This window comes from Oceanicola sp. 22II-s10i (assembly GCF_002210105.1).
GTDB lineage: Bacteria > Pseudomonadota > Alphaproteobacteria > Rhodobacterales > Rhodobacteraceae > Pseudooceanicola.
In genome coordinates, this window is record NZ_AQQU01000012.1 from 16,372 (window position 1) to 36,949 (window position 20,578).

Consider the following 20,578-nt stretch of genomic DNA (forward strand, 5'->3'; position numbering starts at 1 on the left):
CGCGGTCACGCCTGTCGGGCGCGGCGGTCGAACTCCGTCGCGGCCCGGTCGTTCAGCCACCAGATGAAGGCGAGGATCGCGGCGCCCGTGCCCGCGCCGATCAGCGCGGCGGGGATCGACGCGCCGTTCACCACGGCCCCGGCGAGGATCAGCCCGAAGCCGGGCACAAGCGGCAGGACATACCAGCCCCCGGCCGAGCCGAGCAGGCGGCTTTCGTCGATCAGCCGTTGCCGCAGGGCGGCCTGCGCATCCGGCGCCTCGTCCGAGCGGCGGCGGTTCCGTGCCTCGCGCAGCAGCAGCCAGATCACGGCGAAGGCGACACCGGCGGCCGCGGCGAGGTGCCCGACCCCGGCCAGCAGGGCCGCGCCCGCTTCGGCATGGGACAGGGCGCGGACGCCGGTCCAGACGAGCAGCATGATGACGATCGCACCGACAGCGGTCTCGACCCTGTTGCGCCTCGTCAGCCGGTTTTCGAGCCGGGCCAGACGGGCAGGTGCATCTTGCGGTGATGGGGTGTCGTTCATTGCGGAGCCTCCTTGCGGTGTCTCACAGGTGTCAGGTGTTGGTTTCCGGGCGTCACTTCAACCGTCGGGGGTGAATCCGACCAGTCGCTGCCGGTCCCGGCTCTGCCACAAGCGGAGACTTGCCGCGCCGTGCCTTGACAGCCGACCCGCGCTCGGTCCCGATGCCGGGCAGGAGGAGCCAACCATGCCAAACGCCCTGACCATCGCCCTGACCGCCCCCGGCATGATGGGGGCCGGGATCGGCGCCCGTCTCGTCAAGCACGGCTGCCGCGTCATCGTCCCGCTGGCAGAGCGGTCCCATGCCAGCCGCGACCGCGCCGAAAAGGCCGGGATGCAGGTGGCGGAATGGGAGGAACTGGGGCAGGCGGACATGATCCTGTCGGTGGTGTCGCCGGAATTCGCGGAATCCACCGCCGAGAAGATCGCGTCGCTCTGCGCGGGGTCCAAGGCGCTCTATGCCGATCTGAACGCGATCACACCCGGACGCGCGGTGCGGATCGGCGGGATCGTGGAGAAGGCGGGGATGCGGTTCACGGATGGTGGCATCGTCGGCCCGCCGCCGCCGCGTGACGAGGGCAAGGAACCGGTGATCTACCTCTCCGGACCTGCGGCGGCCGAGGCGGCGGGGCTGAAGGTCTACGGTCTGAAGACGGAACTGCTGCACGGCCCGGCGGGCGAGGCGTCGGCGCTGAAGCTGTCCTATGCGGGGATCACCAAGGGCCTCGCCGCGCTTGGGGCGACGATGATGCTGGCGGCGTCACGGGCTGGGGTCGAGGAGCAGCTGATGGCCGAGCTGGAGGACAGCCAGCCGCAGCTTGCCAAGATGTTCAAAGGGTCGATCCCGGCGATGCTCCCCAAGTCGGGTCGCTGGGTCAGCGAGATGCACGAGATCGCGGAGTTCATCGGCACGGACCGGCCGGAGCACGGGATCTACCGTGCGGTCGCGGAGCTTTACGAAAACATCTTCGACAGTCACCGCGCGGATGGGGACGAGGCCACGCTGCTGCGCGACCTCGTCAGCAAGTAGCGCGTCAGGCGACGCGTTTCAGAGGCTCTTCGCCGGCCTCTTCGATCAGGGCGCGGTGCAGCGCCGCGATGGCGGGCTTGAGGTTGTCGCGCGGCAGGATGAATTGCACATCCACGTTGCGCGGCCCCTGGGCCGCCCCGATGCAGGGGCAGTCCGCCTCGCCGATGGCCTGCAGGCCGCGTGTCAGCACGCTCAGCCCGTTCAGGTCGCGCCCGATGACCGATGCGATGGACACGGCACGTGTCCGCACTTCGGCCGAAGGGTAGCGGTCGGCCAGTTCCTTCTCGACCCGGCGCACCTGCTTCATTGAGGCGTCGACGAAATGGGTGATCGTGTTCGCGTTCGACAGCTTGGACACGATCCGCACCTTGTGGCGCGTCAGCACATCGAGGAACGTCGCGTCATAACCCTTCACCCCCACCATGTCCTGTTCGAACAGTTCGATGGAGTAGAGGTCGAGGCCCGTCACGATCTCCACCGCCGGTGTCTCGGCGGGCTGATCGTCGATCAGTGTGCCCGGATCCTCCGGCTCGAACGCGTTGGTCACGCGCAGCGGGATGTCCGCCTGTCGCAGGGTCTTGGCGGCTTTCGGATGGATCGCCTCCATGCCCATGTTAGACAGCTGGTCGGCCACGTCGTAGTTGGTCCGGCCCAGCTTGCGCGTCGCGTCTTCACCGACCAGCTTGGGGTCGGCTGACGAGAGATGGAACTCCTTGTGGATGATCGCCTCGCGCGCGCCGGTCAGGGCGGCCAGGCGCGAGAACGTCACCTCGGAATAGCCGCGGTCGTATTCGTCCATCAGGCCCTTGGCGCATTGCGCATAGCCCGTGACGATCGGCATTTCCTCGGTCACGTCAACGCCGTCCATCGCGCCGGTGATCCGGTCGTCGAGGGTCACGTCGCCGTCGTCATGCCAGCCGGTCAGGTCCACGAAGCGCGCGTTGACGCCGGCCCGTTGCAGCAGCAGCGAGGTGACGAAAGCCGAATGTGCTTCGCCCAGACCGGACAGCAGTTCGCGGGTCTGGCCCATGTGCTCCGACAGGCGGAAGTGACCGTAGGCGCAGAGACGCTTGAGGTCGTTCAGGCAGTTCCGCGCGCCGTGCAGGCGTTCCTGCACGAAGGCATCGGCCCGTTCGATGTCGCCCGCATGGGTCAGCACCTTGCCATGCGCCTCGCGCATCGCGTGTGCGACCTTGTCGAGCGCCACGAACCAGCCGTGTTCGCCCTCGTCCGAGGCAAAGGCGGCATAGACGCCGGCCTCGCCCGTCTTCTTGTGCTCCAGCAGCAGGTCGGTGATGCCCCCGAAGGCCGAGACGACGAAGACCCGGTTGTACAGGTCCGCGCCCTCGTTCCCGCCGATGAACAGCGTGTCGCGCAGTTCATCGACGCGGGACATGCTCGTGCCGCCGATCTTTTCGACAGTATGGGCCATGGCTTACGCCACCTCCTCGGCGGCGGCATAGGACCCGTCGGCCTCGTGCACTTCCTTGCCGGTGACCGGCGGGTTGAAGCAGCACGCCATGTGCAGTTCTTCCTCGGCCCGAAGGATGTGCTTGTCGTGCAGGTTCAGCGCATACATCACGCCCGGCTTGATCTCGTGCGTCTCGCCGGTGGCGATGTCGGTGATCGAGCCCTTGCCCTTCATGCAATAGACGCTTTCGAAGTGGTTCTTGTAGTGGAACGTATGTTCCGAACCGGCTTCGAGCACGGTGATGTGGAACGAGAACCCCATCCCGTCATCCGCCAGAAGCAGGCGGGTCGAGGTCCACTGTGCGTCGGACACGGCACGGTCGGTGCCTTGCAGCTTGTTGAAATCACGTACGATCATGTCTGTTACTCCGCTGCGATGCTCTTGGTTTCGTTCAGGACTTCGGTCGCCGCCTCGCGCAGGATGTCGAAGCCCTTGTTGAAGGTCTCGACCGGCGTGGTCAGGGGCGCGAGTACCTTGACGACCTGGTCTTCGTTGCCCGAGGTCTCGATCACGAGGCCCTTTTCGTAGGCGCGTTTGCAGATCGCGCCCGCCAGTTCGCCGGTGCCGACGTCGACACCGCGCATAAGGCCGCGGCCCTTCAGCTTGGCGCCGGGAACCATGTCCCGGATCTCGGTCAGGCGGTCTTCGATCAGCTCGGCCTTTTCGCCCAGAACCTTCTGGAAGGCGTCGCCGGCCCAGAACTTCTCGATTGCCACGCGGGCGGTCACGAAGGCATGGGTGTTGCCGCGGAAGGTGCCGTTGTGTTCGGCCGGGCCGAAGATGTCGTATTCCGGACGGACGAGGACCAGCGCCAGCGGCAGGCCGAAGCCCGAGATGGACTTGGCTTGCGTCACGATGTCCGGCATCACGCCCATCTCCTCGAACGAGAAGAACGTCCCGGTCCGGCCGCAGCCCGCCTGGATGTCGTCGATGATGAACAGCGCGCCGTGCTTTTTGGCGATCTCGGCGATCTTCTTGACGAACGCGCCGCTCGCGGCGTTCAGGCCGCCTTCGCCCTGCACGGTTTCCAGCATGATCGCGGCAGGCGCGTCCACACCGCCCGACGAGTCGGACAGCATCTGGTCCAGCAGCGCGGCACCGTCCACGCCCTCGGCGTAGTTGTCGAAGGGCATGCGGGTCACGCCGTGCGTGTCCATGCCGGCGCCGCCACGGTGATACCCGTTACCGGTCGCGGCCAGCGCGCCCATGGTCACGCCATGGAAGCCGTTGGTGAAGGTGATGATGTTCGTGCGGCCGGTGACCTTGCGGGCGATCTTCATCGCCGCCTCGACGGCGTTCGCGCCGGTCGGGCCGGTGAACATCACGCGGTGATCCATGCCGCGGGGCGACAGGATGTGCGTTTCGAAGGCGGACAGGAAATCGGCCTTGGTGTCGGTGTGCAGGTCCAGCCCGTGGGCCAGCCCGTCCGAGGTGATGTGCTCGACCAGCGCGGACTTCATGTCCGGGTCGTTGTGGCCGTAGTTCAGCGAGGAACAACCGGCGAGGAAGTCGATGTAGGTCGTCCCGTCTTCGGCCGTCAGCTCGGACCCGCTGGCGCTGGTGAAGACCGCGGGCATGCCTCGGCAATAGGACCGCGCTTCGCTCTCGCGGCGCTCGAAAATATTGGTGTGTGTCATGTCTTTGGGCATGAGTTCTCCTTTCGCACGTCCGTGCGTGTCAATCGGATGGTCTGTAGGGGTAACGCAGATCAGGCGGCGCGGTTCAGCGAAATCACCTCGGGCAGCGAAATCGTCACCATATGCTCGGTGTCGTGGTGCCCGTCGAAGTGATGCTCCTCGTGGAAGTGCGGCTCGTCCGTCAGGTCGCCGCCGATGTCGCGGGCGAAGCTGCGGAAGAGACCCCACGAGGCATCATTGTCCTCGGTGATCGTGGTCTTGAGGTGATTGGCGTCGGCGCATTCGTTGCGGTCGATCAGGTGCTTGAGCATCTTCTTGCCCAGCCCGAGTCCGCGGGCGCGCGGGCTGACCGCCACCTGCCAGACGAAAAGCTCGTCCTTTTCGGGAATCATGTGGCCGGAAATCCAGCCGAGGATCTCTCCGTCACGCTCTGCCACCACGCAGGTGTCGCGGAAGTGCTCCGCCTGCACGAGGTTGCAGTACATGGAGTTCTCGTCGAGTGGCTTGCACTCTTTCACGAGTTTCCAGATTTCGGCCCCGTCCGTCGCCTGGGGTTTGCGCAGGCGGGGCATTCGCGATCGGGTGGTCTCGGTTTCGGTCGGCATGGCTCGTTTCCCTCATTTCGTTCAGGTTCAGAAGATAGAGCGCACGGGTAGTTGTTTCAACAGGCTAAGCACTTTTATCCCGCTATAAGCGCGTATCGGGCCATTTTCCTCGATTTTCTTGAGTTTTCTCTTCATTTGACTAAGTAAAGTTTCATGTCAGTGGAAAGAATTGATGGTTTCCGGTCCGCGTGCAAAACTCTGCCGATGTCCGGACCCGCCAAAGAACGTGTAGATGAGAGCCTGATCGCCCTGCGCCGCATCCTGCGGGCGACGGAGCTTTATGAGCGCAGCCTCGCGCAGGGGGCGGGCCTTACGCCCGCCAAGCTGCGTGTGCTTCAGATCGTGGCCAGCAAGCCGGACCGCTCGGCCACGCCGAAGGCGCTGGCGACCCAGATGGGGGTCAGCCAGGCGACCGTGACGGCGCTGGTGGACAAGCTGGTGGCGCTGGACCTCGTGACCCGGTCGCGGTCAGAGACGGACCGGCGCCAGATGAACGTCGTCATCACGCACGAGGGGCAGGCGGCGGTCCACAAGGCCCCCGACGCGCTGCAGCAGCGGTTCGTGCGGTCCTTCGAGGCGATGAAGGACTGGGAGCAGGCGCAGCTGGTCGCCTCGCTGGAGCGGGTCGCGGCGATGCTGGACGCAGAGGACATGGATGCGAGCCCGGTTCTCACCTTCGGCGAGATCCGGGACGCCGATCCTGCGCCTTAGCCGTCAGTCCTTGCCGGTGACCTTGGCGAGCGCGGGGAAGTATTCCGCGCCGTAGCCCGCGGCCTGCGACACCTGCATCCGTGCCTCGGCCAGTTCCGCACCCGGCGCGGCGATGCCCAGTTCGCGCGAAAGGTCCAGCGCATAGCTCACGTCCTTGAGCGCGTAGTCGGTCGGGAAGGCGCCGGTCGGGAACTCGCCCGGGAGCATCGCCTTCATGCCGTGGTTGCGCAGGGCGAAGCTGTCCGCCGATCCCTTGGACAGCACGTCGAACAGCAGCGCAGGGTCCATCCCCGCGCCCTTGCCGAGCGCCAGTGCCTCGGACAGGGCCACGACGGTCTGGAACAGGACCATATTGTTCATGATCTTCGCGACCTGGCCGCAGCCGACGGGGCCGCAATGCGTGACCTCGCTGGCCGCGTGGGCCAGCCACGGGCGCACCTTGTGGAACTGATCCTCGGTACCGCCGACCATGATCGACAGCGTCCCGGCCTCGGCCGCCGCGCGGGTGCGGGCGACGGGGGCGTCGATCCATTCGATGCCCTTTTCCGCCACGGCGTCAGCCAGTTCGCGGGTCAGGCCGACAGGCGCGGTGGTCATGTCGACCACGATCAGCCCCTTGCGCCCGGTTTCCAGAATGCCGCCCGGTCCGCGCGTCACGGCCTCGAGTTGCGGGCCGCCGGGCAGGGAGAGGAACAGGATGTCGACCGTCTCGGCCATCTCGGCGATGGACCCTGCGGGCACCGCGCCGAACTCCTTCAGCCGCGCCACGGGCGCCTGGTTCAGGTCGAACACCTGCGCCTTGGCGCCGGATTTCACCACCATGTTGCGGCAGATGGGTTCGCCCATCACCCCGAGACCGGCAAAGCCGACATTCTCCATTTCCGTCCTCCCGTGACTTCCGCGCAGACACTAGGCCCGTTGACCGGGGGGAAGCAATACCTGCCAGCCGGTCAGTCAGCTTTCTCGGCGGCAAGATCGGCGAGGATCGGGCAGTCGTGGCGGCTGTCGCCGTGGCAGGATGCGACGAGGCCGGACAGCGTGTCCTGCATCGCCTGAAGCTCCGCGATCTTCGCCTCGATCTGCTTCAGGTGCTCCTGTGCGATGGCCCGGACCTCGGCGCTGGTGCGTTCGCGGTCGGTGTAGAGCGCCAGCAGCGCGCGGCAGTCCTCGATCGAGAACCCGAGCGAGCGGGCGCGGCCGAGGAAGGCGAGGTTGTGCAGGTCGTTTTCCGCGTAGTCCCGGTAGCCGTTGTCGCGGCGGGCGGGTGACACAAGGCCGATCTCCTCGTAATAGCGGATCGTCTTGGGTGGCAGGCCGGTGCGGTCGGCAACTTGGGAAATGTTCATCTCTCTCTCCTCATTCTGCCGGAGCGGTGCGGTGCGCGGCGGGCCGCGACGCGGCCTCGCCCGTGTCGCGTACCGCGCGGATGCCGCGCAGGCGCAGCGCGTTGCCAAGGACAAAGACCGACGACAGTGCCATCGCGCCCGCGCCCAGCATCGGGGACAGCATCACGCCCCAGAGCGGGTAGAGCACGCCGGCGGCCACCGGGATCAGCACCACGTTGTAGCCGAAGGCCCAGAACAGGTTCTGCCGGATGTTCCGCATCACCCGCGCCGAGACCTCGACCGCGTTGGCCACGCCCGCCGGGTCGCCGGACATCAGCACCACGTCGGCGCTTTCGATGGCGACGTCGGTGCCGGTGCCGATGGCGATCCCCACGTCCGCCCGCGCCAGAGCGGGGGCGTCGTTGATGCCGTCGCCGACGAAGGCTATCGGGCCGTGCGCATCGCGGAGGGCGTCGATGCGGGCCAGCTTGTCCTCGGGCAGCAGGCCCGCGTGGACCTCGTCTATTCCCACCTCGCGGGCGATGGCCTGCGCCGTCGCCTGCGTGTCGCCGGTCAGCATCGCGACCTTCACGCCACGTGCGTGCAGGGCGTCGATGGCGTCCCGCGCGCTGTCCTTGATCGGGTCGGAGACGGCGAGCAGCAGGGCGATCTCGCCGTCGATGGCGACGAAGAGCGGACTGCGGCCACGGTCGGCCAGTTTCGCGGCCTGCGTGGCGAAGGCGGCGGTTTCGATCCCCTCGCGCGTCATAAGCCGGTCGGTGCCGATGACGACCGAATGGCCCTCGACCGTCGCAGACAGACCGAACCCGGCCTCGGCGCGGAAGCTTTCCACCGGCGGCAGGTCGCCCGGCGTGGCGGCCACGATGGCGCGGGCGATCGGGTGTTCGGACTGCGTTTCGGCGGCGGCGGCAAGGCGCAGGGCCGCATCGCGGTCCGCACCCGGTGCGGCATGGATGTCGGTCAGCGCCGGTTTGCCCTCGGTCAGCGTGCCGGTCTTGTCGAAGGCGACGACCCGCGTGGCCTGCAGCGACTGCAGCGCGTCGCCGCGCCGGAACAGTACGCCCATCGAGGCGGCCCGGCCCGATCCCACGACGATCGAGGTCGGCGTGGCCAGCCCCATGGCACAGGGGCAGGCGATGATGAGGACCGAGACACCCGCGACCAATGCATGGGTCAGTGAGGGGCCGAAGACCAGCCAGACCAGCGTCGTCACCACCGCGACGGCGATGACCACGGGCACGAACACCGCGGTGATCCGGTCGACCATCGACTGGATCGGCAGCTTGGTCGCCTGCGCCTCTTCGACCATGGCGATGATCCGGGCCAGCACCGTATCGCGCCCGACCCGCTCGGCCCGGAAGCGCAGGGCGCCGGCACCGTTCACCGTGCCCGCCGTCACCGTGTCGCCTTCGGCCTTGGCGACGGGCAGGGGTTCGCCGGTCAGCATCGCCTCGTCCAGATGCGACGCACCGCTCAGAACGGTGCCGTCCACGGCAACGGTTTCGCCCGGACGCAGGATCAGGATGTCGCCGGGCTGGACGTCGTCGATGGAGACGTCAGCCGCCACGCCGTCCCGTTCCACCCGCGCGGTGCGGGGGCGCAGGGCGACAAGCTGACGGATCGCGGCGCCGGTGCGCCCCTTGGCCCGCGCCTCCAGCCAGCGGCCCAGCAGGATCAGCACGACGATCACCGCCGCCGCTTCGTAATAGACGTTGCGCGCACCTTCGGGCAGCAGGGCCGGGGCAAAGGTCGCAACGACCGAATAGCCCCACGCCGCCAATGTGCCGAGCGCGACGAGCGAATTCATCTCGGGCGCACCACGGAACAGGGCGGGCAGGCCCTTGGCGTAGAACACACGGCCGGGGAAGGCGAGGACGATGGTGGTCAGGATGAACTGCGCGATATGCGAGGTCTGCGTCCCGACGGTCGCCATGATCCAGTGGTGCAGCGGCGGATAGAGGTGGCCGCCCATCTCGACGACGAACACCGGCAGGGTCAGGACGGCGGCAAGGATCATCCGCCGCTTCAGCCCCTCCGCCTCGACCGCCTTGCGATCCTCGGCGGGATCGCCCGCCTCGGCATCCTCGTGCACATGCGCGGGATATCCGGCGGCGGCGCTGGCGCGGGCGAGGTCGGCGGCGGTCACCGCCCCCTCGACATGCTGCACCACCGCGGATTCGGAGGCGAGGTTCACCCGCGCCTCGCTGACGCCCGGCACCGCCTTCAGCGCCTTTTCCACCCGTGCCACGCAGGAGGCACAGGTCATTTCCCCGATATCCAGCTTGGTCTCGGTCAGCCGCGCGGGATAGCCCGCACGGTCGAGTGCGCCGGTCAGGTCGGTGAGGGCCGCGGGCGCGTCGAAGGACACGCGCGCGGTTTCCCCGGCGAGGTTGACCGATGCGGCCTTCACGCCCGGCACCGCGGCCAGGCTACGTTCGACACGGCCCGCGCAGGCGGCGCAGGACATGCCTTCCACAGGGATCGTCACATCGGTCATCTCGTCACCTCCGGTTCAGGCGCGGCGTTCGGGCGTGTAGCCCGCGTCGCGGATCGTCGCTTCGGCCAGCGCCGCGTCGCCCGCGACCGTCAGGTCGTGGCTGGCGAGGTCGATGGTCACGTCAGCCCCCGGCATCGCCGTGGCAAAGGCGCTGCGCAGCGCCTTTTCGCAATGGCCGCAGCTCATATCGGGAACGTGGAAACTGGTTTTGCCGGTCATGTCGGCCTCCGTCTGTGATGCGCGGACACTGAGTCCGCCGCTTGCAGGAGGGGAGATAGGGCTTCCAGTCACTGGAAGGTCAAGAGGCTTATCCAATATTTTTGAACCCGTCCGCAAAGCCCCGCTGGCCAATGCGCAGACGCTTGCAATCGTCATCCTTTTTGGCGCAGGCTTTCGCGGGGCGACCTTGGGGAGGGGCGCGGCCCGCAAGACACAGCAATATCGAGGTCCGCATGGTGGCGATGACAAGCCCCCCCTTCTTCGACGGTCACAACGACACCGTCCTCAAAATTCTCATGGGCAAGGCGAGCGTCGCCGACATCGTGCAGGGCTACGGCGCAGGTCACATCGACCTGCCGCGTGCCCGTGCGGGCGGTTTTGGCGGCGGGTTCTTCGCGATCTTCACGCCCAGCCCGTCCAATCCGTCGGACCGGATGGAGCAACTGAACCAGGACGAATACGACCTGCCGCTGCCCCCGATGCTGGACCATGCCGACGCGCTGGCCTTCGTGAAACGCGGGTTCGAGACGTTCAACGATCTGGAAAGCGCGGGCGCCATCACCATCTGCCGCAGCGTGGGCGAGATCGCGCTGGCGCTCAAGGGCGAGCGGATGGCGGCGATCATCCATATCGAAGGCGCGGAGGCGATCGGCCCCGATCTGGACGAGCTCGAGGAGTTCTACACCCTCGGCCTGCGCTCGCTCGGTCCGGTCTGGTCGCGTCCGACGATCTTTGGCGAGGGCGTGCCGTTCCGCTATCCCTCGACCGGCGACATCGGCGGCGGTCTGACCGACGCGGGCAAGCGGCTGGTCCGGGAATGCAACCGGCTGGGCATCATGATCGACCTCAGCCACCTGAACGAAAAGGGCATGGACGACGTCGCAGCGCTGTCGGACGCGCCGCTGGTCGCCACCCATTCGAACGCCTACGCCATCTGTCCGCATGCGCGGAACCTGACCGACCGGCAGCTTCAGCAGATCGCGGACAGCGACGGGATGGTCGGCATCAACCTCGCCTCGGGCTTCCTGCGCCCCGATGGCAAGATGAAGTCGGATTTCCCGCTTGACGTCCTGCTCCGTCATCTTGACCATCTGGTCAAGATTCTGGGTGAGGACCGGGTGGGACTTGGCACCGATTTCGACGGCGCGCTGGTGCCGAAGGACATCAAGGACTGCGCCGGTCTGCCCAATTTGCGTGCAGCCCTCGCCGACCACGGGGTCGGTGATGCGCTGATGACGAAGTTTACCCACGGAAACTGGTTGCGCGTGCTGCGCAAGACGTGGGGAGAGTGAGCGGCAAAAGCCGCCGGTATAACAACCAACTGGGAGTGTCGAACAAATGAAACAAATCAGCCGCTTGACCACAGCCGCGCTTACCGCCGCGCTGCTCGGCTCGACCGCGCCGCTGGCCTTCGCGGAAACTCCGCCGAACATGCTGGTGATCGCGAACCGCATCGACGACATCAAGACCTTCGACCCGCAGGAGAGCTTCGAGTTCGCGGGCGCCGACGTGTCGCGCAACGTCTATGAAAAGCTGGTCAACTTCGACCCGATGGACCTCGACGCCGGCTACCAGCCTCAGATCGCGGAAAGCTGGGAGATCAGCGAGGACGGCAAGACGATCACCTTCACGATCGCCGAGGGCCACATGTTCTCCACCGGTAACCCGGTGACGGCCGCCGACGTGGAATTCTCGCTCCGCCGCGCGGTGAAGCTGGACAAGACGCCGTCCTTCATCCTGACCCAGTTCGGTTTCACCGCCGACAACGTGGACGAGATGATCAAGGCCGACGGCAACACCGTCTCGATCACGCTCGACAAGCAGTACGCGCTGTCCTTCGTGCTGAACTGCCTCACCGCCACCATCGGCGGCATCGTCGACATGAAGACGGTGATGGAAAACGAAGTCGACGGCGACATGGGCAACGAGTGGCTGCGGACGAACACCGTCGGCTCCGGCCCCTACAAGGTGCAGGCCTACCGGCCCAACGAAAGCGTCATGCTGACGCTGAACGAACACTACCACGGCGACAAGCCCGCCATGGAACGTGTCGTCGTCCAGCACATCCAGGAAAGCGCGACGCAGCGTCTGCAGCTCGAGCGCGGCGATATCGACGTGGCGCGCAACCTGTCGCCCGAGGATGTCACCGGTGTCGAAGGCATGGATGGCATCAAGGTGCAGGACGAACAGCGCGGCCAGATCATGTACTGGGCGGCCAACCAGAAGGTCGAGATGCTGGCCGATGCCAAGGTGCTCGAGGCACTGAAGTATGCGACCGACTATTCCGGGATGGAGGGCTCGTTCCTCAAGGGCCAGTGGATCAACCACCAGGCGTTCCTGCCGCTGACCTTCCTCGGCGCGCTCGAGGAGAAGGCCTTCACCTTCGACATGGACAAGGCCAAGGCGGCGATGGCCGAAAGCGGCTTCCCGGACTGCGGCCCGATCAAGATCTCGGTCCGCGAGGCGCAGGAGCGGATGGACATCGCGCAGTCGCTGCAGAACACCTGGGGCCAGCTTGGCTGTGAGGTCGAGCTGATCGTCGGCACCGGCGCGCAGACCCTCGACCGCTACCGTGCGCGCGAACACGACATCTATGTCGGCGCATGGGGCCCGGACTATCCCGACCCCAACACCAACGCGGGCACCTTCGCGGCCAACCCCGACAACGCGCAGGAAGCGGGCAACACCGGCTACCTCGCATGGCGGAACGCATGGGACGCAGCGGGCTTCAATGACCGCACCCTCGCCGCAGTGGTCGAGAACGACACCGAGGCGCGCAAGCAGATGTATCTGGACCTGCAGGCGGACTTCCAGCAGGAAGCGCCCTTCGGCATCATGTTCCAGCGCATCGAACAGTCGGGCCTGCGCTCGAACGTGGAAAACTGGGTCGTCGGCGGCGCCACCACCGCCGTGTCCTACTGGGTCGTCACCAAGTAAGTGGCCACACAGTCAGCAACCCGGAATGGCCGGAGCGGTCCGGCCATTCCCCCCGTCATCAAGAAGCTGGCCGGCACCCTGGCGACGGTCGCCGTCACGCTTCTGGGGCTTCTCTTCGTCACCTTCATGATCGGACGCGTGATGCCGATCGACCCCGTGCTCGCCGTGATCGGCGAACGGGCGACGCAGGCGCAATACGACGCGGTCTATCTTGAGATGGGTCTCGACAAGCCGCTGATCGTGCAGTTCGGCATCTATGTCGGCGACGTGATCCAGGGTGACTTCGGCCGCTCCATCCGCACCGGCCAGCGCGTGGCCGAAGACATCGCCCGCGTGTTTCCCGCAACGCTGGAACTCGCCACGCTCGGCACCCTGATCGGCGTCTTCCTCGGCGTGCCGCTCGGCGTGATCTCGGCCGTCCGGCGCGGCAGCTGGATCGACCAGCTGGCCCGTTTCGTCGGGCTGATCGGGTATTCCATGCCGATCTTCTGGCTGGGCCTGATGGGTCTGCTGATCTTCTACGGCATCCTCGGGGTCGTCGCTGGCCCTGGACGTGTCGATATCTTCTATGACGGCATCGTTGAACCGGTGACCGGGATGCTGCTGATCGACAGCCTCATCCGCGGCCAGTTCGACGTGTTCCAGAACGCCTTCAGCCACATCATCCTGCCCGCCAGCCTGCTGGGCTATTTCTCGCTGGCCTACATCAGCCGGATGACCCGCAGCTTCATGCTGGAACAGCTTTCCTCGGAATACGTGACCACCGCCCGCGTGAAGGGCCTCTCCGAGTGGAAGGTCGTCTGGCGCCACGCTTTCCGCAACATCCGGATCCAGCTGATCACCGTGATCGCGCTGGCCTATGCCAACCTGCTCGAAGGCTCGGTCCTGACCGAGATCATCTTCGCCTGGCCCGGCATCGGGCAGTACATCACCACCTCGCTGCTGGCGAACGACATGAATTCGGTCCTCGGGGGCACCATCGTGATCGGGACGATCTTCGTGGCGCTGAACATCTTCTCGGACCTCCTCTACCGCTTCTTCGATCCGAGGTCGAAATGAGCATGACCGAACCATCCACGCTCCGCGCCTGGCTGCTGGCCGAGGAACCGACCTCGCGCCGTCAGGCCCGCGCCGCTTCGCTCTACCAGGGCTGGCTGACCCTGCGCGGCAACTGGCTGAGCATGATCGGTCTCGCCATCCTCGCCTTCCTCGTGCTCTGCGCGATCTTCGCGCCGCTGCTGGCGACGGACAATCCCTTCGCGCAGGACCTTGCCAACCGGCTCAAGCCGCCGGGGTGGGAGGGGCACATCTTCGGCACCGACAGCCTCGGGCGCGACATCTACTCGCGCCTGCTCTACGGCGCGCGCATCTCGCTCTATATCGTGCTGCTGGTGGCAATGGTCGCGCCGCTGGTCGGTCTGATCATCGGCACGATCGCGGGTTACGTGGGCGGCTGGACCGACACGATCCTGATGCGGATCACCGACATCTTCCTCGCCTTCCCGCGCCTCGTCCTCGCACTGGCCTTCGTCGCCGCTCTCGGCGCGGGGATCGAGAACGCGGTCCTCGCCATATCGCTCACCGCATGGCCCCCCTACGCGCGGATCGCCCGTGCGGAGACCCTGACCATCCGGTCCTCCGACTACATCGCCGCGATCCGCCTGCAGGGCGCGGGCCCGGTCCGCATCGTCACCCGCCACATCTGGCCGCTCTGCATCTCCTCGCTGATCGTCCGCGTCACGCTCGACATGGCGGGCATCATCCTGACGGCGGCCGGCCTCGGCTTCCTCGGCCTCGGCGCACAGCCGCCCAGCCCGGAATGGGGCGCGATGATCTCCGAGGGCCGGAAATACATCCTCGACTACTGGTGGGTCGCCACCATCCCCGGCCTCGCCATCTTCGCGATCTCGCTCGCCTTCAACCTGCTCGGCGACGGCCTCCGCGACGTCCTCGACCCGAAAGGCGGCGAATGATGACCCGCGCGACGGTCCCCTGCTTCATCTTGCCAAAAATATGCCGGGGGTCCGGGGGCAGAGCCCCCGGCCTGACCGCCCGCACCACGCCGGAGGTCACCCGATGAGCAACCTCCTCGACGTGGAGAACCTCTGGGTCAAGTTCCCGACCCGCTCCGGCATCTTCGACGCCGTGCGCGGCATTTCCTTCTCGCTCGGCAAGGAGCGTCTCGGCATCGTGGGCGAGTCCGGCTCCGGCAAGTCGATGACCGGCCGCGCCATCCTCCGACTGATCCGCCCGCCGGGGCGGATCGAGGCCGACCGCCTGACCATGACGGGCACCGATGTGCTCAAGGCGTCCGAAAAGCAGATGCGCGCCCTGCGCGGGCACCATGCCTCGATGATCATGCAGGACCCCAAGTTCTCGCTGAACCCGGTGATGACGGTCGGCCAGCAGATCACCGAAGCCCTGCGCACCCACGAGAAGGTCTCGATGAAGGAGGCCCGCAACCGCGCTCTGGAAATGCTGGACGCGGTGGCGATCCGCGAACCCACGCGGGTGTTCAACCTCTACCCGCACGAGGTCTCGGGCGGGATGGGCCAGCGGATCATGATTGCCATGATGCTGATCCCGGACCCCGAGATCCTGATCGCGGACGAACCGACCTCGGCCCTCGACGTCTCCGTCCAGCTACAGGTGCTGGAGATCATGGACAGGCTGGTGGCCGAGCGCGGGATGGGGCTGATCTTCATCTCCCACGACCTGAACCTCGTGTCGAACTTCTGCGACCGGATCCTGATCATGTACGCGGGCCGCATCGTCGAGGTCTGCGAGGCCGGCAAGCTGCACGAGGCGCGACATCCCTACACGATCGGACTACTCAACTCCGTGCCCAATCTCGAAAGCCCCCGCGACCGCCTCGAGGTCCTCAAGCGCGACCCGGCCTGGCGCGAGGCCCCGTCCGTGAGTGCCCTGCTGTGAGCGCGGTCGAGATACGCGACCTCACCGTCTGGTTCGGTGACGGCGACGAGCGCACAGACGCCGTCAAATCCGCAACGATGGTGGTGGAAGAGGGTGAGAGCTTCGGTCTCGTGGGCGAATCCGGCTCCGGCAAGTCGACGGTCCTGCGGGCGATCACCGGCCTCGTGCCCACGTGGGAGGGCACGATCCGCGTGATGGGCCAGCCCCTGGGGCGCAGGCGGGACCGGACCTTCTACAAGACCGTCCAGATGGTGTTCCAGGACCCCTACGCCTCTCTCCATCCCCGGATGACGGTGGATGCGGTGTTGTCCGAAGTTCTGGGCCTGCACGGCTTCCGCGACGTGGACGCGCGGATCGACAAGCTGCTCCGCGACGTGGGCCTCGGGCCCGGCTTCCGCTTCCGCTATCCGCACCAGCTGTCCGGCGGCCAGCGCCAGCGGGTCGCCATCGCCCGCGCGCTCGCGCCGGAACCGCGCATCCTGTTGCTGGACGAGCCGACCTCGGCGCTCGATGTCTCGGTGCAGGCGGAGATCCTGAACCTGCTCACCGACCTGCGCGCGGAGCACAAGCTGACCTACATCATGGTCAGCCACGACCTCGGCGTCGTCGGTCACATGTGCGGCCGGGTCGCGGTGATGCAGCACGGCGAGATCGTCGAGGAACTGGGCGTCACCGACATGCGCGAGATGCGCACGCGCCATCCCTACACGAAACATCTGCTTGAAAGTGCCCTGCGGTCCGTGCGCTGACCATTCCGTGCCGCGCTGACGGTCCCCTGCTTCTTCTGGTTCCAAATACCTTCGGGGGGTCCGGGGGGCAGACAGCCCCCCGGCCTCTCCACAAGTATCGACTGCAGGGTCCAATTTCGACGCGGACGCATGTCCGGTAAAGTTCTGTTTTCGCCCTTGCGGATGCGTGAATGCCCAGCACGCTTTCCACCTGCAATCCGCGCCACGCCCCTTGCGTTTCCGTACCAATCCGCCAGCCTGACCCGATGACCCAGCCAACCCTGCGCCCCCCGCTTCCCGCCGTCCGCACCTTCATCGCGCCCAAGAGCCACCGTGTCGTCTCCGGCCCCGGAGCTATCGCGACTCTCGGCGATCACCTCGGCCGCCTCGGCTCGGGCCGCGCCTTCATCCTCACCGGGCGCAGCGTGGCCGAGAAGACGCCGCTGATCGACCAGCTGCGTGCCGCCGCACCCGACCGGATCTCGGGGGTCTACAGCGGCATGTCGGCCCATACCCCGCTGGCCGACCTCGTCGCCGCGCTGGAGGCGGCGCGCGAGGCGGGGGCGGATGCGATCGTGGGGATCGGCGGCGGAGCGGTGATGGATGCCTGCAAGCACATGATCACCTACCTGACGCTCGACCTCAGGACAGCGGACGAGATCCGCGCCTACCTCAGCGCGCAACTCCCTGACCCGGCACCGATTCCCGACATGCTGCCGCAGATCCTGATCCCGACGACGGCCTCGGCGGCGGAATTCACGCAGTTCGCGGGCGTGCTCGATTCCGAAACGCAGTCGAAACGGCGGCTGGATCACACGCAGACCGTGCCGGACGTGATCATCCAGGACCCCGACGCGGTGCTCTACACCCCGCCCGAGCTGTGGCTGTCCTCTGCGATCCGCACGGTGGATCACGCGGTCGAGGGGCTCTACGGCCACCGGGCGACGCCCTACACGGATGCGCTCGGGAAGGAGGCGCTGCGCCTGCTGGCGCGGGGGCTGCCGGCGTTTCATGCGGACCCGAAGGACACGGACGCCATCGCGGACATACAGGCGGCGACCTGGCTGGGGATCACCTGCGGGAGCCTTGCTTCGACCGGGATCAGCCACGGGATCGGCTACCTGCTGGGCGCGAAGTTCGGGGTGCCGCACGGGCATTGTTCCTGCATCACGCTGCAGCACGTGGCCGCTTGGATGGTCCCCGGCGCGGAACATGCGTTGGCCGAGGCGGCGCGGGCGCTCGGGGCGGCGTCCGGGGGCGATGCGGATGCGGTGGCGGCGGCGCAGGCCGGGCCCGCGATCGGGCGGCTGGTTGCCGGTCTGGGTCTGCCGGTCCGGGCGCGCGACGCGGGCGTGCCGTCGCTCGAGGCGCTGGTCGCACTGGCGCCCAATGTGCTGAGATTGCCGCATATTCCGGGCTCGCCCCGGCGTCCCGCGGACGAGGCCGAGGCGGCGGCGCTGCTTGACCAGATGTGGTGACGCACAGGTCCCGGTGCCCATGTGCACACGGTTCGCCCCTTGACCTTCCGGTCACAGGGGTAACATCTAGGGGCAGGTTATCTTTGAGCAATCCGAAAGGACGACGACATGGCTTTCGAACTTCCCGCCCTTCCCTACGCCCACGATGCGCTTGCCGATCTGGGCATGTCGAAGGAGACGCTGGAGTACCACCACGACATCCACCACAAGGCGTATGTCGACAACGGCAACAACCTGATCAAGGGCACCGAGTGGGAAGGCAAGTCGGTCGAGGAGATCGTCAAGGGCACCTACAATTCGGGCGCAGTGGCCCAGTCGGGTATCTTCAACAACGCCAGCCAGCACTGGAACCACGCCCAGTTCTGGGAGATGATGGGCCCCGGCGCGAAATCCATGCCCGGCGAGCTTGAAAAGGCGATCACCGAGTCCTTCGGTTCCGTCGACAAGTTCAAGGAAGAGTTCAGCGCCGCCGGTGCCGGCCAGTTCGGTTCGGGCTGGGCGTGGCTCGTCAAGGACAAGGACGGTTCGCTGAAGGTGACGAAGACCGAGAACGGGGTGAACCCGCTCTGTTTCGGCCAGACCGCGCTGCTCGGCTGCGACGTGTGGGAGCATTCCTACTACATCGACTTCCGCAACAAGCGTCCGGCCTACCTGTCGAACTTCCTCGACAAGCTGGTGAACTGGGAAAACGTCGCCTCGCGCATGTGAGCGTCGCGACGATCCGAGACAGAACGCCCGCCGGATTTCCGGCGGGCGTTTTTCTTTGGGCGTAGGCCGAGGCGGCGGGCTGTATGACGCCGTGCGACGCGCGCGCTGACGCGCGACGCCCCGCCCGCCATCCCGTGGGCCGCCGCCCTTGGCTGATGTCCGGGCGCTCACTTCGCGGTCCGCTTCGCAAGCGGGGCGCCGCGATCAAACCTGCGGCGTCGGGGCCCGGCTGCCCGCTTCGGGCGCCACCGGCGGCGGGGGCGGCGGCGCATCGGCGATACGGTCGGCGATCGCCTCGGCCTCGCGGCCCATGTTGTAGAGCTGCCCGTAGGGCGATTGTCGGAAGCTGCAGAAATACAGCCCGTCGCGTCCGCTGTCGGCACCGCTGGCCAGCGGCGCGCCGCCCGCGTCCAGCAGGTCCTGCGCATCCGGTAGCAGACTGCGCAGGTCGGGGCGGTAGCCGGTGGCCAGAATGACGGCATCATAATCCTCGGCCCGGCCATCGGCGAAGGAGATGGTCCAGCCGTCGAACTTCTGGATCCCGGGCCGCAGGCTCAGCCGCTTCTCGCGCAGGCGCTCGAGTGTTCCGAGGTCGATCAGCGGCACCTTGCCGTCCTCGTTCACCTGCCGGATGGGTCCCTTGGACTTCGGCGTCAGCCCCAGCTTGCGGATGTCGCCGGTGTGCCATCGGACGACGGGCCCGGTCAGCGCATCGGCGAGGCCCGGCGGCAGGATCCGTTGCAGGAAGGTGAGCGAGGTCGTCGGAATGCCCCAGATTTCCTTGGGCACGACGTTCACCGGGCCGCGCACCGACAGCGCGGTGTGAATGCGCCCGTTCGACAGGTCGACCGCGATCTCGCCGCCGGAATTGCCGAAGCCCACCACGAGGACCCTGAGATTCCGGAACGGTTCGTAGTTGCGGTATTGCGAACTGTGGATGATCCGGCCAGGAAAGCTCTCCATGCCGGGCCATGATGCGCGGAAGGGCTGGGTGGTCGGGCCTGTGGCGATGATCACGTGGGGCGCCCGCCAGGGTTCGGACGGACCCGAGACGAGCCAGCCGTCATCCTCGCGCCGGATCGCGGTCACCGGGGCGTCGAAGCGGGGGGCGATGCCATGGTGGGCGGCGTAGGTTTCCAGATACTCGATCACCTGATCGCGCGAGGGGTATTTCGGATAGCTCTGCGGCATCGGCAGGCCGGGCAGGCCAGAACGGTTGCGGTGCGTGTGCAGGTGCAGCCTGTCGTAATGGTAACGCCACGAATTGGCGACGCGGTTCGACCGCTCCAGCACCAGCGGGTCCAGCCCGCGGGCTTTCAGCATCGCGGCGCAGGCCAGTCCGGCCGGCCCGGCGCCGACAACGATCACTTCGGCATCCGACATCTGCGCTTACCTCCTGTTCCGAGTCTAGCGGGGGGGCGGGCGTTTCCGCAAAGCCTTTCGGAACCTGCACCCCCAATCCCCCGTTTTCCCTGTGACGCGCCGGCCACCCGCCGGCCGAAAGAGAGGAGCATTCGACATGGCAGACCGTCACAGATCGCAGGATGGACGCAGCGAGACCGAAGAGATCATCGGCAATTCGCCCGAAACCCCGTCCCAAGGGGGCCGCGCGCAGGGCAATCTGGAGCGCGACGTCGGCACGCGGGACGAAAAGAAACGTGTCGAGAAATCGAACCCCGGCAAGACCCGCGTCACCAAGTCGGACGAGCGGGGCGAGGGGAACCTCGGCGGTCACCACGGCACGGGGGAGGACTGA

The 20,578-nt window shown here is 66.9% G+C and carries 21 protein-coding genes; 11 read left to right on the top strand and 10 right to left on the bottom strand.

Annotation, left to right across the window (positions count from 1 at the left end; genetic code table 11):
- Positions 1 to 5 precede the first annotated feature (5 nt).
- Entirely contained in the window at positions 6 to 524 is a 519-nt protein-coding gene (locus ATO6_RS21115; protein WP_088626043.1) for a hypothetical protein, read from the bottom strand.
- A gap of 184 nt (positions 525 to 708) precedes the next feature.
- On the opposite strand from ATO6_RS21115, the gene ATO6_RS21120 reads away from it, so the two are divergent.
- Positions 709 to 1,551 (top strand): NAD(P)-dependent oxidoreductase, encoded by an 843-nt coding sequence (locus ATO6_RS21120; RefSeq protein ID WP_088626044.1) that lies wholly within the window; start codon positions 709 to 711, stop codon positions 1,549 to 1,551.
- Between the two features lie 4 nt (positions 1,552 to 1,555).
- Here ATO6_RS21120 and ATO6_RS21125 read toward each other — a convergent pair whose 3' ends face one another.
- Genes ATO6_RS21125 through ectA form a run of 4 tightly spaced genes read right to left on the bottom strand, consistent with a single transcriptional unit; the run spans position 1,556 to position 5,264 of the window.
- Complete coding sequence (locus tag ATO6_RS21125; RefSeq protein WP_088626045.1) at positions 1,556 to 2,983, bottom strand: aspartate kinase; 1,428 nt, start codon at positions 2,981 to 2,983, stop codon at positions 1,556 to 1,558.
- A 3-nt stretch (positions 2,984 to 2,986) separates the two neighbouring features.
- Positions 2,987 to 3,379, bottom strand: a complete 393-nt coding sequence (locus ATO6_RS21130) for an ectoine synthase (RefSeq protein ID WP_088626046.1) — start codon at positions 3,377 to 3,379, stop codon at positions 2,987 to 2,989.
- A gap of 5 nt (positions 3,380 to 3,384) precedes the next feature.
- Positions 3,385 to 4,671 (bottom strand): diaminobutyrate--2-oxoglutarate transaminase, encoded by a 1,287-nt coding sequence (ectB, locus tag ATO6_RS21135; protein ID WP_088626047.1) that lies wholly within the window; start codon positions 4,669 to 4,671, stop codon positions 3,385 to 3,387.
- Positions 4,672 to 4,730: 59 nt separating this feature from the next.
- Complete coding sequence (gene ectA / locus ATO6_RS21140) at positions 4,731 to 5,264, bottom strand: diaminobutyrate acetyltransferase (protein WP_088626048.1); 534 nt, start codon at positions 5,262 to 5,264, stop codon at positions 4,731 to 4,733.
- Between the two features lie 204 nt (positions 5,265 to 5,468).
- Here ectA and ATO6_RS21145 point away from each other — a divergent pair, with 204 nt between their 5' ends.
- A complete protein-coding gene (locus ATO6_RS21145) occupies positions 5,469 to 5,975 on the top strand; it encodes a MarR family winged helix-turn-helix transcriptional regulator (protein WP_088626049.1) in 507 nt (168 codons plus the stop codon).
- A gap of 3 nt (positions 5,976 to 5,978) precedes the next feature.
- Here ATO6_RS21145 and ATO6_RS21150 read toward each other — a convergent pair whose 3' ends face one another.
- The 4 genes from ATO6_RS21150 to ATO6_RS21165 form a co-directional block, all read right to left on the bottom strand.
- Positions 5,979 to 6,854, bottom strand: a complete 876-nt coding sequence (locus tag ATO6_RS21150) for an NAD(P)-dependent oxidoreductase (RefSeq protein ID WP_088626050.1) — start codon at positions 6,852 to 6,854, stop codon at positions 5,979 to 5,981.
- A gap of 71 nt (positions 6,855 to 6,925) precedes the next feature.
- Positions 6,926 to 7,321 (bottom strand): Cu(I)-responsive transcriptional regulator, encoded by a 396-nt coding sequence (gene cueR / locus ATO6_RS21155; protein WP_088626051.1) that lies wholly within the window; start codon positions 7,319 to 7,321, stop codon positions 6,926 to 6,928.
- 10 nt (positions 7,322 to 7,331) lie between these two features.
- Positions 7,332 to 9,818, bottom strand: a complete 2,487-nt coding sequence (locus ATO6_RS21160) for a heavy metal translocating P-type ATPase (protein WP_088626052.1) — start codon at positions 9,816 to 9,818, stop codon at positions 7,332 to 7,334.
- Positions 9,819 to 9,833: 15 nt separating this feature from the next.
- Positions 9,834 to 10,037 carry a heavy-metal-associated domain-containing protein gene (locus tag ATO6_RS21165; RefSeq protein ID WP_088626053.1) on the bottom strand — a complete coding sequence of 68 codons (204 nt, stop codon included), beginning with the start codon at positions 10,035 to 10,037 and terminating at the stop codon, positions 9,834 to 9,836.
- Positions 10,038 to 10,279: 242 nt separating this feature from the next.
- Here ATO6_RS21165 and ATO6_RS21170 point away from each other — a divergent pair, with 242 nt between their 5' ends.
- The 8 genes from ATO6_RS21170 (at position 10,280) to ATO6_RS21205 (ending at position 18,822) form a co-directional block, all read left to right on the top strand.
- The gene (locus ATO6_RS21170; RefSeq protein ID WP_088626103.1) at positions 10,280 to 11,329 is read left to right on the top strand and encodes a dipeptidase; all 1,050 of its coding nucleotides are present in this window, start codon (positions 10,280 to 10,282) and stop codon (positions 11,327 to 11,329) included.
- A 46-nt stretch (positions 11,330 to 11,375) separates the two neighbouring features.
- Positions 11,376 to 12,974: an ABC transporter substrate-binding protein gene (locus tag ATO6_RS21175; protein ID WP_088626054.1), complete on the top strand. Its 1,599-nt coding sequence runs from the start codon at positions 11,376 to 11,378 to the stop codon at positions 12,972 to 12,974.
- A gap of 126 nt (positions 12,975 to 13,100) precedes the next feature.
- Positions 13,101 to 14,033 carry an ABC transporter permease gene (locus ATO6_RS21180; protein ID WP_088626104.1) on the top strand — a complete coding sequence of 311 codons (933 nt, stop codon included), beginning with the start codon at positions 13,101 to 13,103 and terminating at the stop codon, positions 14,031 to 14,033.
- Complete coding sequence (locus ATO6_RS21185) at positions 14,030 to 14,947, top strand: ABC transporter permease (RefSeq protein ID WP_088626055.1); 918 nt, start codon at positions 14,030 to 14,032, stop codon at positions 14,945 to 14,947. The genes ATO6_RS21180 and ATO6_RS21185 overlap by 4 nt, the downstream gene beginning before the upstream one ends.
- A gap of 103 nt (positions 14,948 to 15,050) precedes the next feature.
- Positions 15,051 to 15,908: an ABC transporter ATP-binding protein gene (locus ATO6_RS21190; protein ID WP_088626056.1), complete on the top strand. Its 858-nt coding sequence runs from the start codon at positions 15,051 to 15,053 to the stop codon at positions 15,906 to 15,908.
- A complete protein-coding gene (locus ATO6_RS21195; RefSeq protein ID WP_254919231.1) occupies positions 15,905 to 16,657 on the top strand; it encodes an ABC transporter ATP-binding protein in 753 nt (250 codons plus the stop codon). Before ATO6_RS21190 ends, ATO6_RS21195 begins: the two co-directional genes overlap by 4 nt.
- Positions 16,658 to 16,902: 245 nt before the next feature.
- The gene (locus ATO6_RS21200) at positions 16,903 to 18,114 is read left to right on the top strand and encodes an iron-containing alcohol dehydrogenase (RefSeq protein ID WP_176441048.1); all 1,212 of its coding nucleotides are present in this window, start codon (positions 16,903 to 16,905) and stop codon (positions 18,112 to 18,114) included.
- A 108-nt stretch (positions 18,115 to 18,222) separates the two neighbouring features.
- Positions 18,223 to 18,822, top strand: coding sequence for a superoxide dismutase (locus tag ATO6_RS21205; RefSeq protein WP_088626058.1), 600 nt, complete (start codon positions 18,223 to 18,225; stop codon positions 18,820 to 18,822).
- A 204-nt stretch (positions 18,823 to 19,026) separates the two neighbouring features.
- On the opposite strand, the gene ATO6_RS21210 is transcribed toward ATO6_RS21205, so the two are convergent.
- The gene (locus tag ATO6_RS21210; protein ID WP_088626059.1) at positions 19,027 to 20,205 is read right to left on the bottom strand and encodes an NAD(P)/FAD-dependent oxidoreductase; all 1,179 of its coding nucleotides are present in this window, start codon (positions 20,203 to 20,205) and stop codon (positions 19,027 to 19,029) included.
- A gap of 136 nt (positions 20,206 to 20,341) precedes the next feature.
- Between ATO6_RS21210 and ATO6_RS21215 the strand changes: the two genes are divergently transcribed.
- Positions 20,342 to 20,578, top strand: coding sequence for a hypothetical protein (locus ATO6_RS21215; RefSeq protein ID WP_088626060.1), 237 nt, complete (start codon positions 20,342 to 20,344; stop codon positions 20,576 to 20,578).

Bases quoted from the DNA above. Each gene is read 5' to 3' on its own strand.
- ATO6_RS21115 (WP_088626043.1), bottom strand. From the start codon at position 524: ATGAACGACACCCCATCACCGCAAGATGCACCTGCCCGTCTGGCCCGG.
- ATO6_RS21120 (WP_088626044.1), top strand. From the start codon at position 709: ATGCCAAACGCCCTGACCATCGCCCTGACCGCCCCCGGCATGATGGGG.
- ATO6_RS21125 (WP_088626045.1), bottom strand. From the start codon at position 2,983: ATGGCCCATACTGTCGAAAAGATCGGCGGCACGAGCATGTCCCGCGTC.
- ATO6_RS21130 (WP_088626046.1), bottom strand. From the start codon at position 3,379: ATGATCGTACGTGATTTCAACAAGCTGCAAGGCACCGACCGTGCCGTG.
- ectB (WP_088626047.1), bottom strand. From the start codon at position 4,671: ATGCCCAAAGACATGACACACACCAATATTTTCGAGCGCCGCGAGAGC.
- ectA (WP_088626048.1), bottom strand. From the start codon at position 5,264: ATGCCGACCGAAACCGAGACCACCCGATCGCGAATGCCCCGCCTGCGC.
- ATO6_RS21145 (WP_088626049.1), top strand. From the start codon at position 5,469: ATGTCCGGACCCGCCAAAGAACGTGTAGATGAGAGCCTGATCGCCCTG.
- ATO6_RS21150 (WP_088626050.1), bottom strand. From the start codon at position 6,854: ATGGAGAATGTCGGCTTTGCCGGTCTCGGGGTGATGGGCGAACCCATC.
- cueR (WP_088626051.1), bottom strand. From the start codon at position 7,321: ATGAACATTTCCCAAGTTGCCGACCGCACCGGCCTGCCACCCAAGACG.
- ATO6_RS21160 (WP_088626052.1), bottom strand. From the start codon at position 9,818: ATGACCGATGTGACGATCCCTGTGGAAGGCATGTCCTGCGCCGCCTGC.
- ATO6_RS21165 (WP_088626053.1), bottom strand. From the start codon at position 10,037: ATGACCGGCAAAACCAGTTTCCACGTTCCCGATATGAGCTGCGGCCAT.
- ATO6_RS21170 (WP_088626103.1), top strand. From the start codon at position 10,280: ATGACAAGCCCCCCCTTCTTCGACGGTCACAACGACACCGTCCTCAAA.
- ATO6_RS21175 (WP_088626054.1), top strand. From the start codon at position 11,376: ATGAAACAAATCAGCCGCTTGACCACAGCCGCGCTTACCGCCGCGCTG.
- ATO6_RS21180 (WP_088626104.1), top strand. From the start codon at position 13,101: ATGATCGGACGCGTGATGCCGATCGACCCCGTGCTCGCCGTGATCGGC.
- ATO6_RS21185 (WP_088626055.1), top strand. From the start codon at position 14,030: ATGAGCATGACCGAACCATCCACGCTCCGCGCCTGGCTGCTGGCCGAG.
- ATO6_RS21190 (WP_088626056.1), top strand. From the start codon at position 15,051: ATGAGCAACCTCCTCGACGTGGAGAACCTCTGGGTCAAGTTCCCGACC.
- ATO6_RS21200 (WP_176441048.1), top strand. From the start codon at position 16,903: ATGACCCAGCCAACCCTGCGCCCCCCGCTTCCCGCCGTCCGCACCTTC.
- ATO6_RS21205 (WP_088626058.1), top strand. From the start codon at position 18,223: ATGGCTTTCGAACTTCCCGCCCTTCCCTACGCCCACGATGCGCTTGCC.
- ATO6_RS21210 (WP_088626059.1), bottom strand. From the start codon at position 20,205: ATGTCGGATGCCGAAGTGATCGTTGTCGGCGCCGGGCCGGCCGGACTG.
- ATO6_RS21215 (WP_088626060.1), top strand. From the start codon at position 20,342: ATGGCAGACCGTCACAGATCGCAGGATGGACGCAGCGAGACCGAAGAG.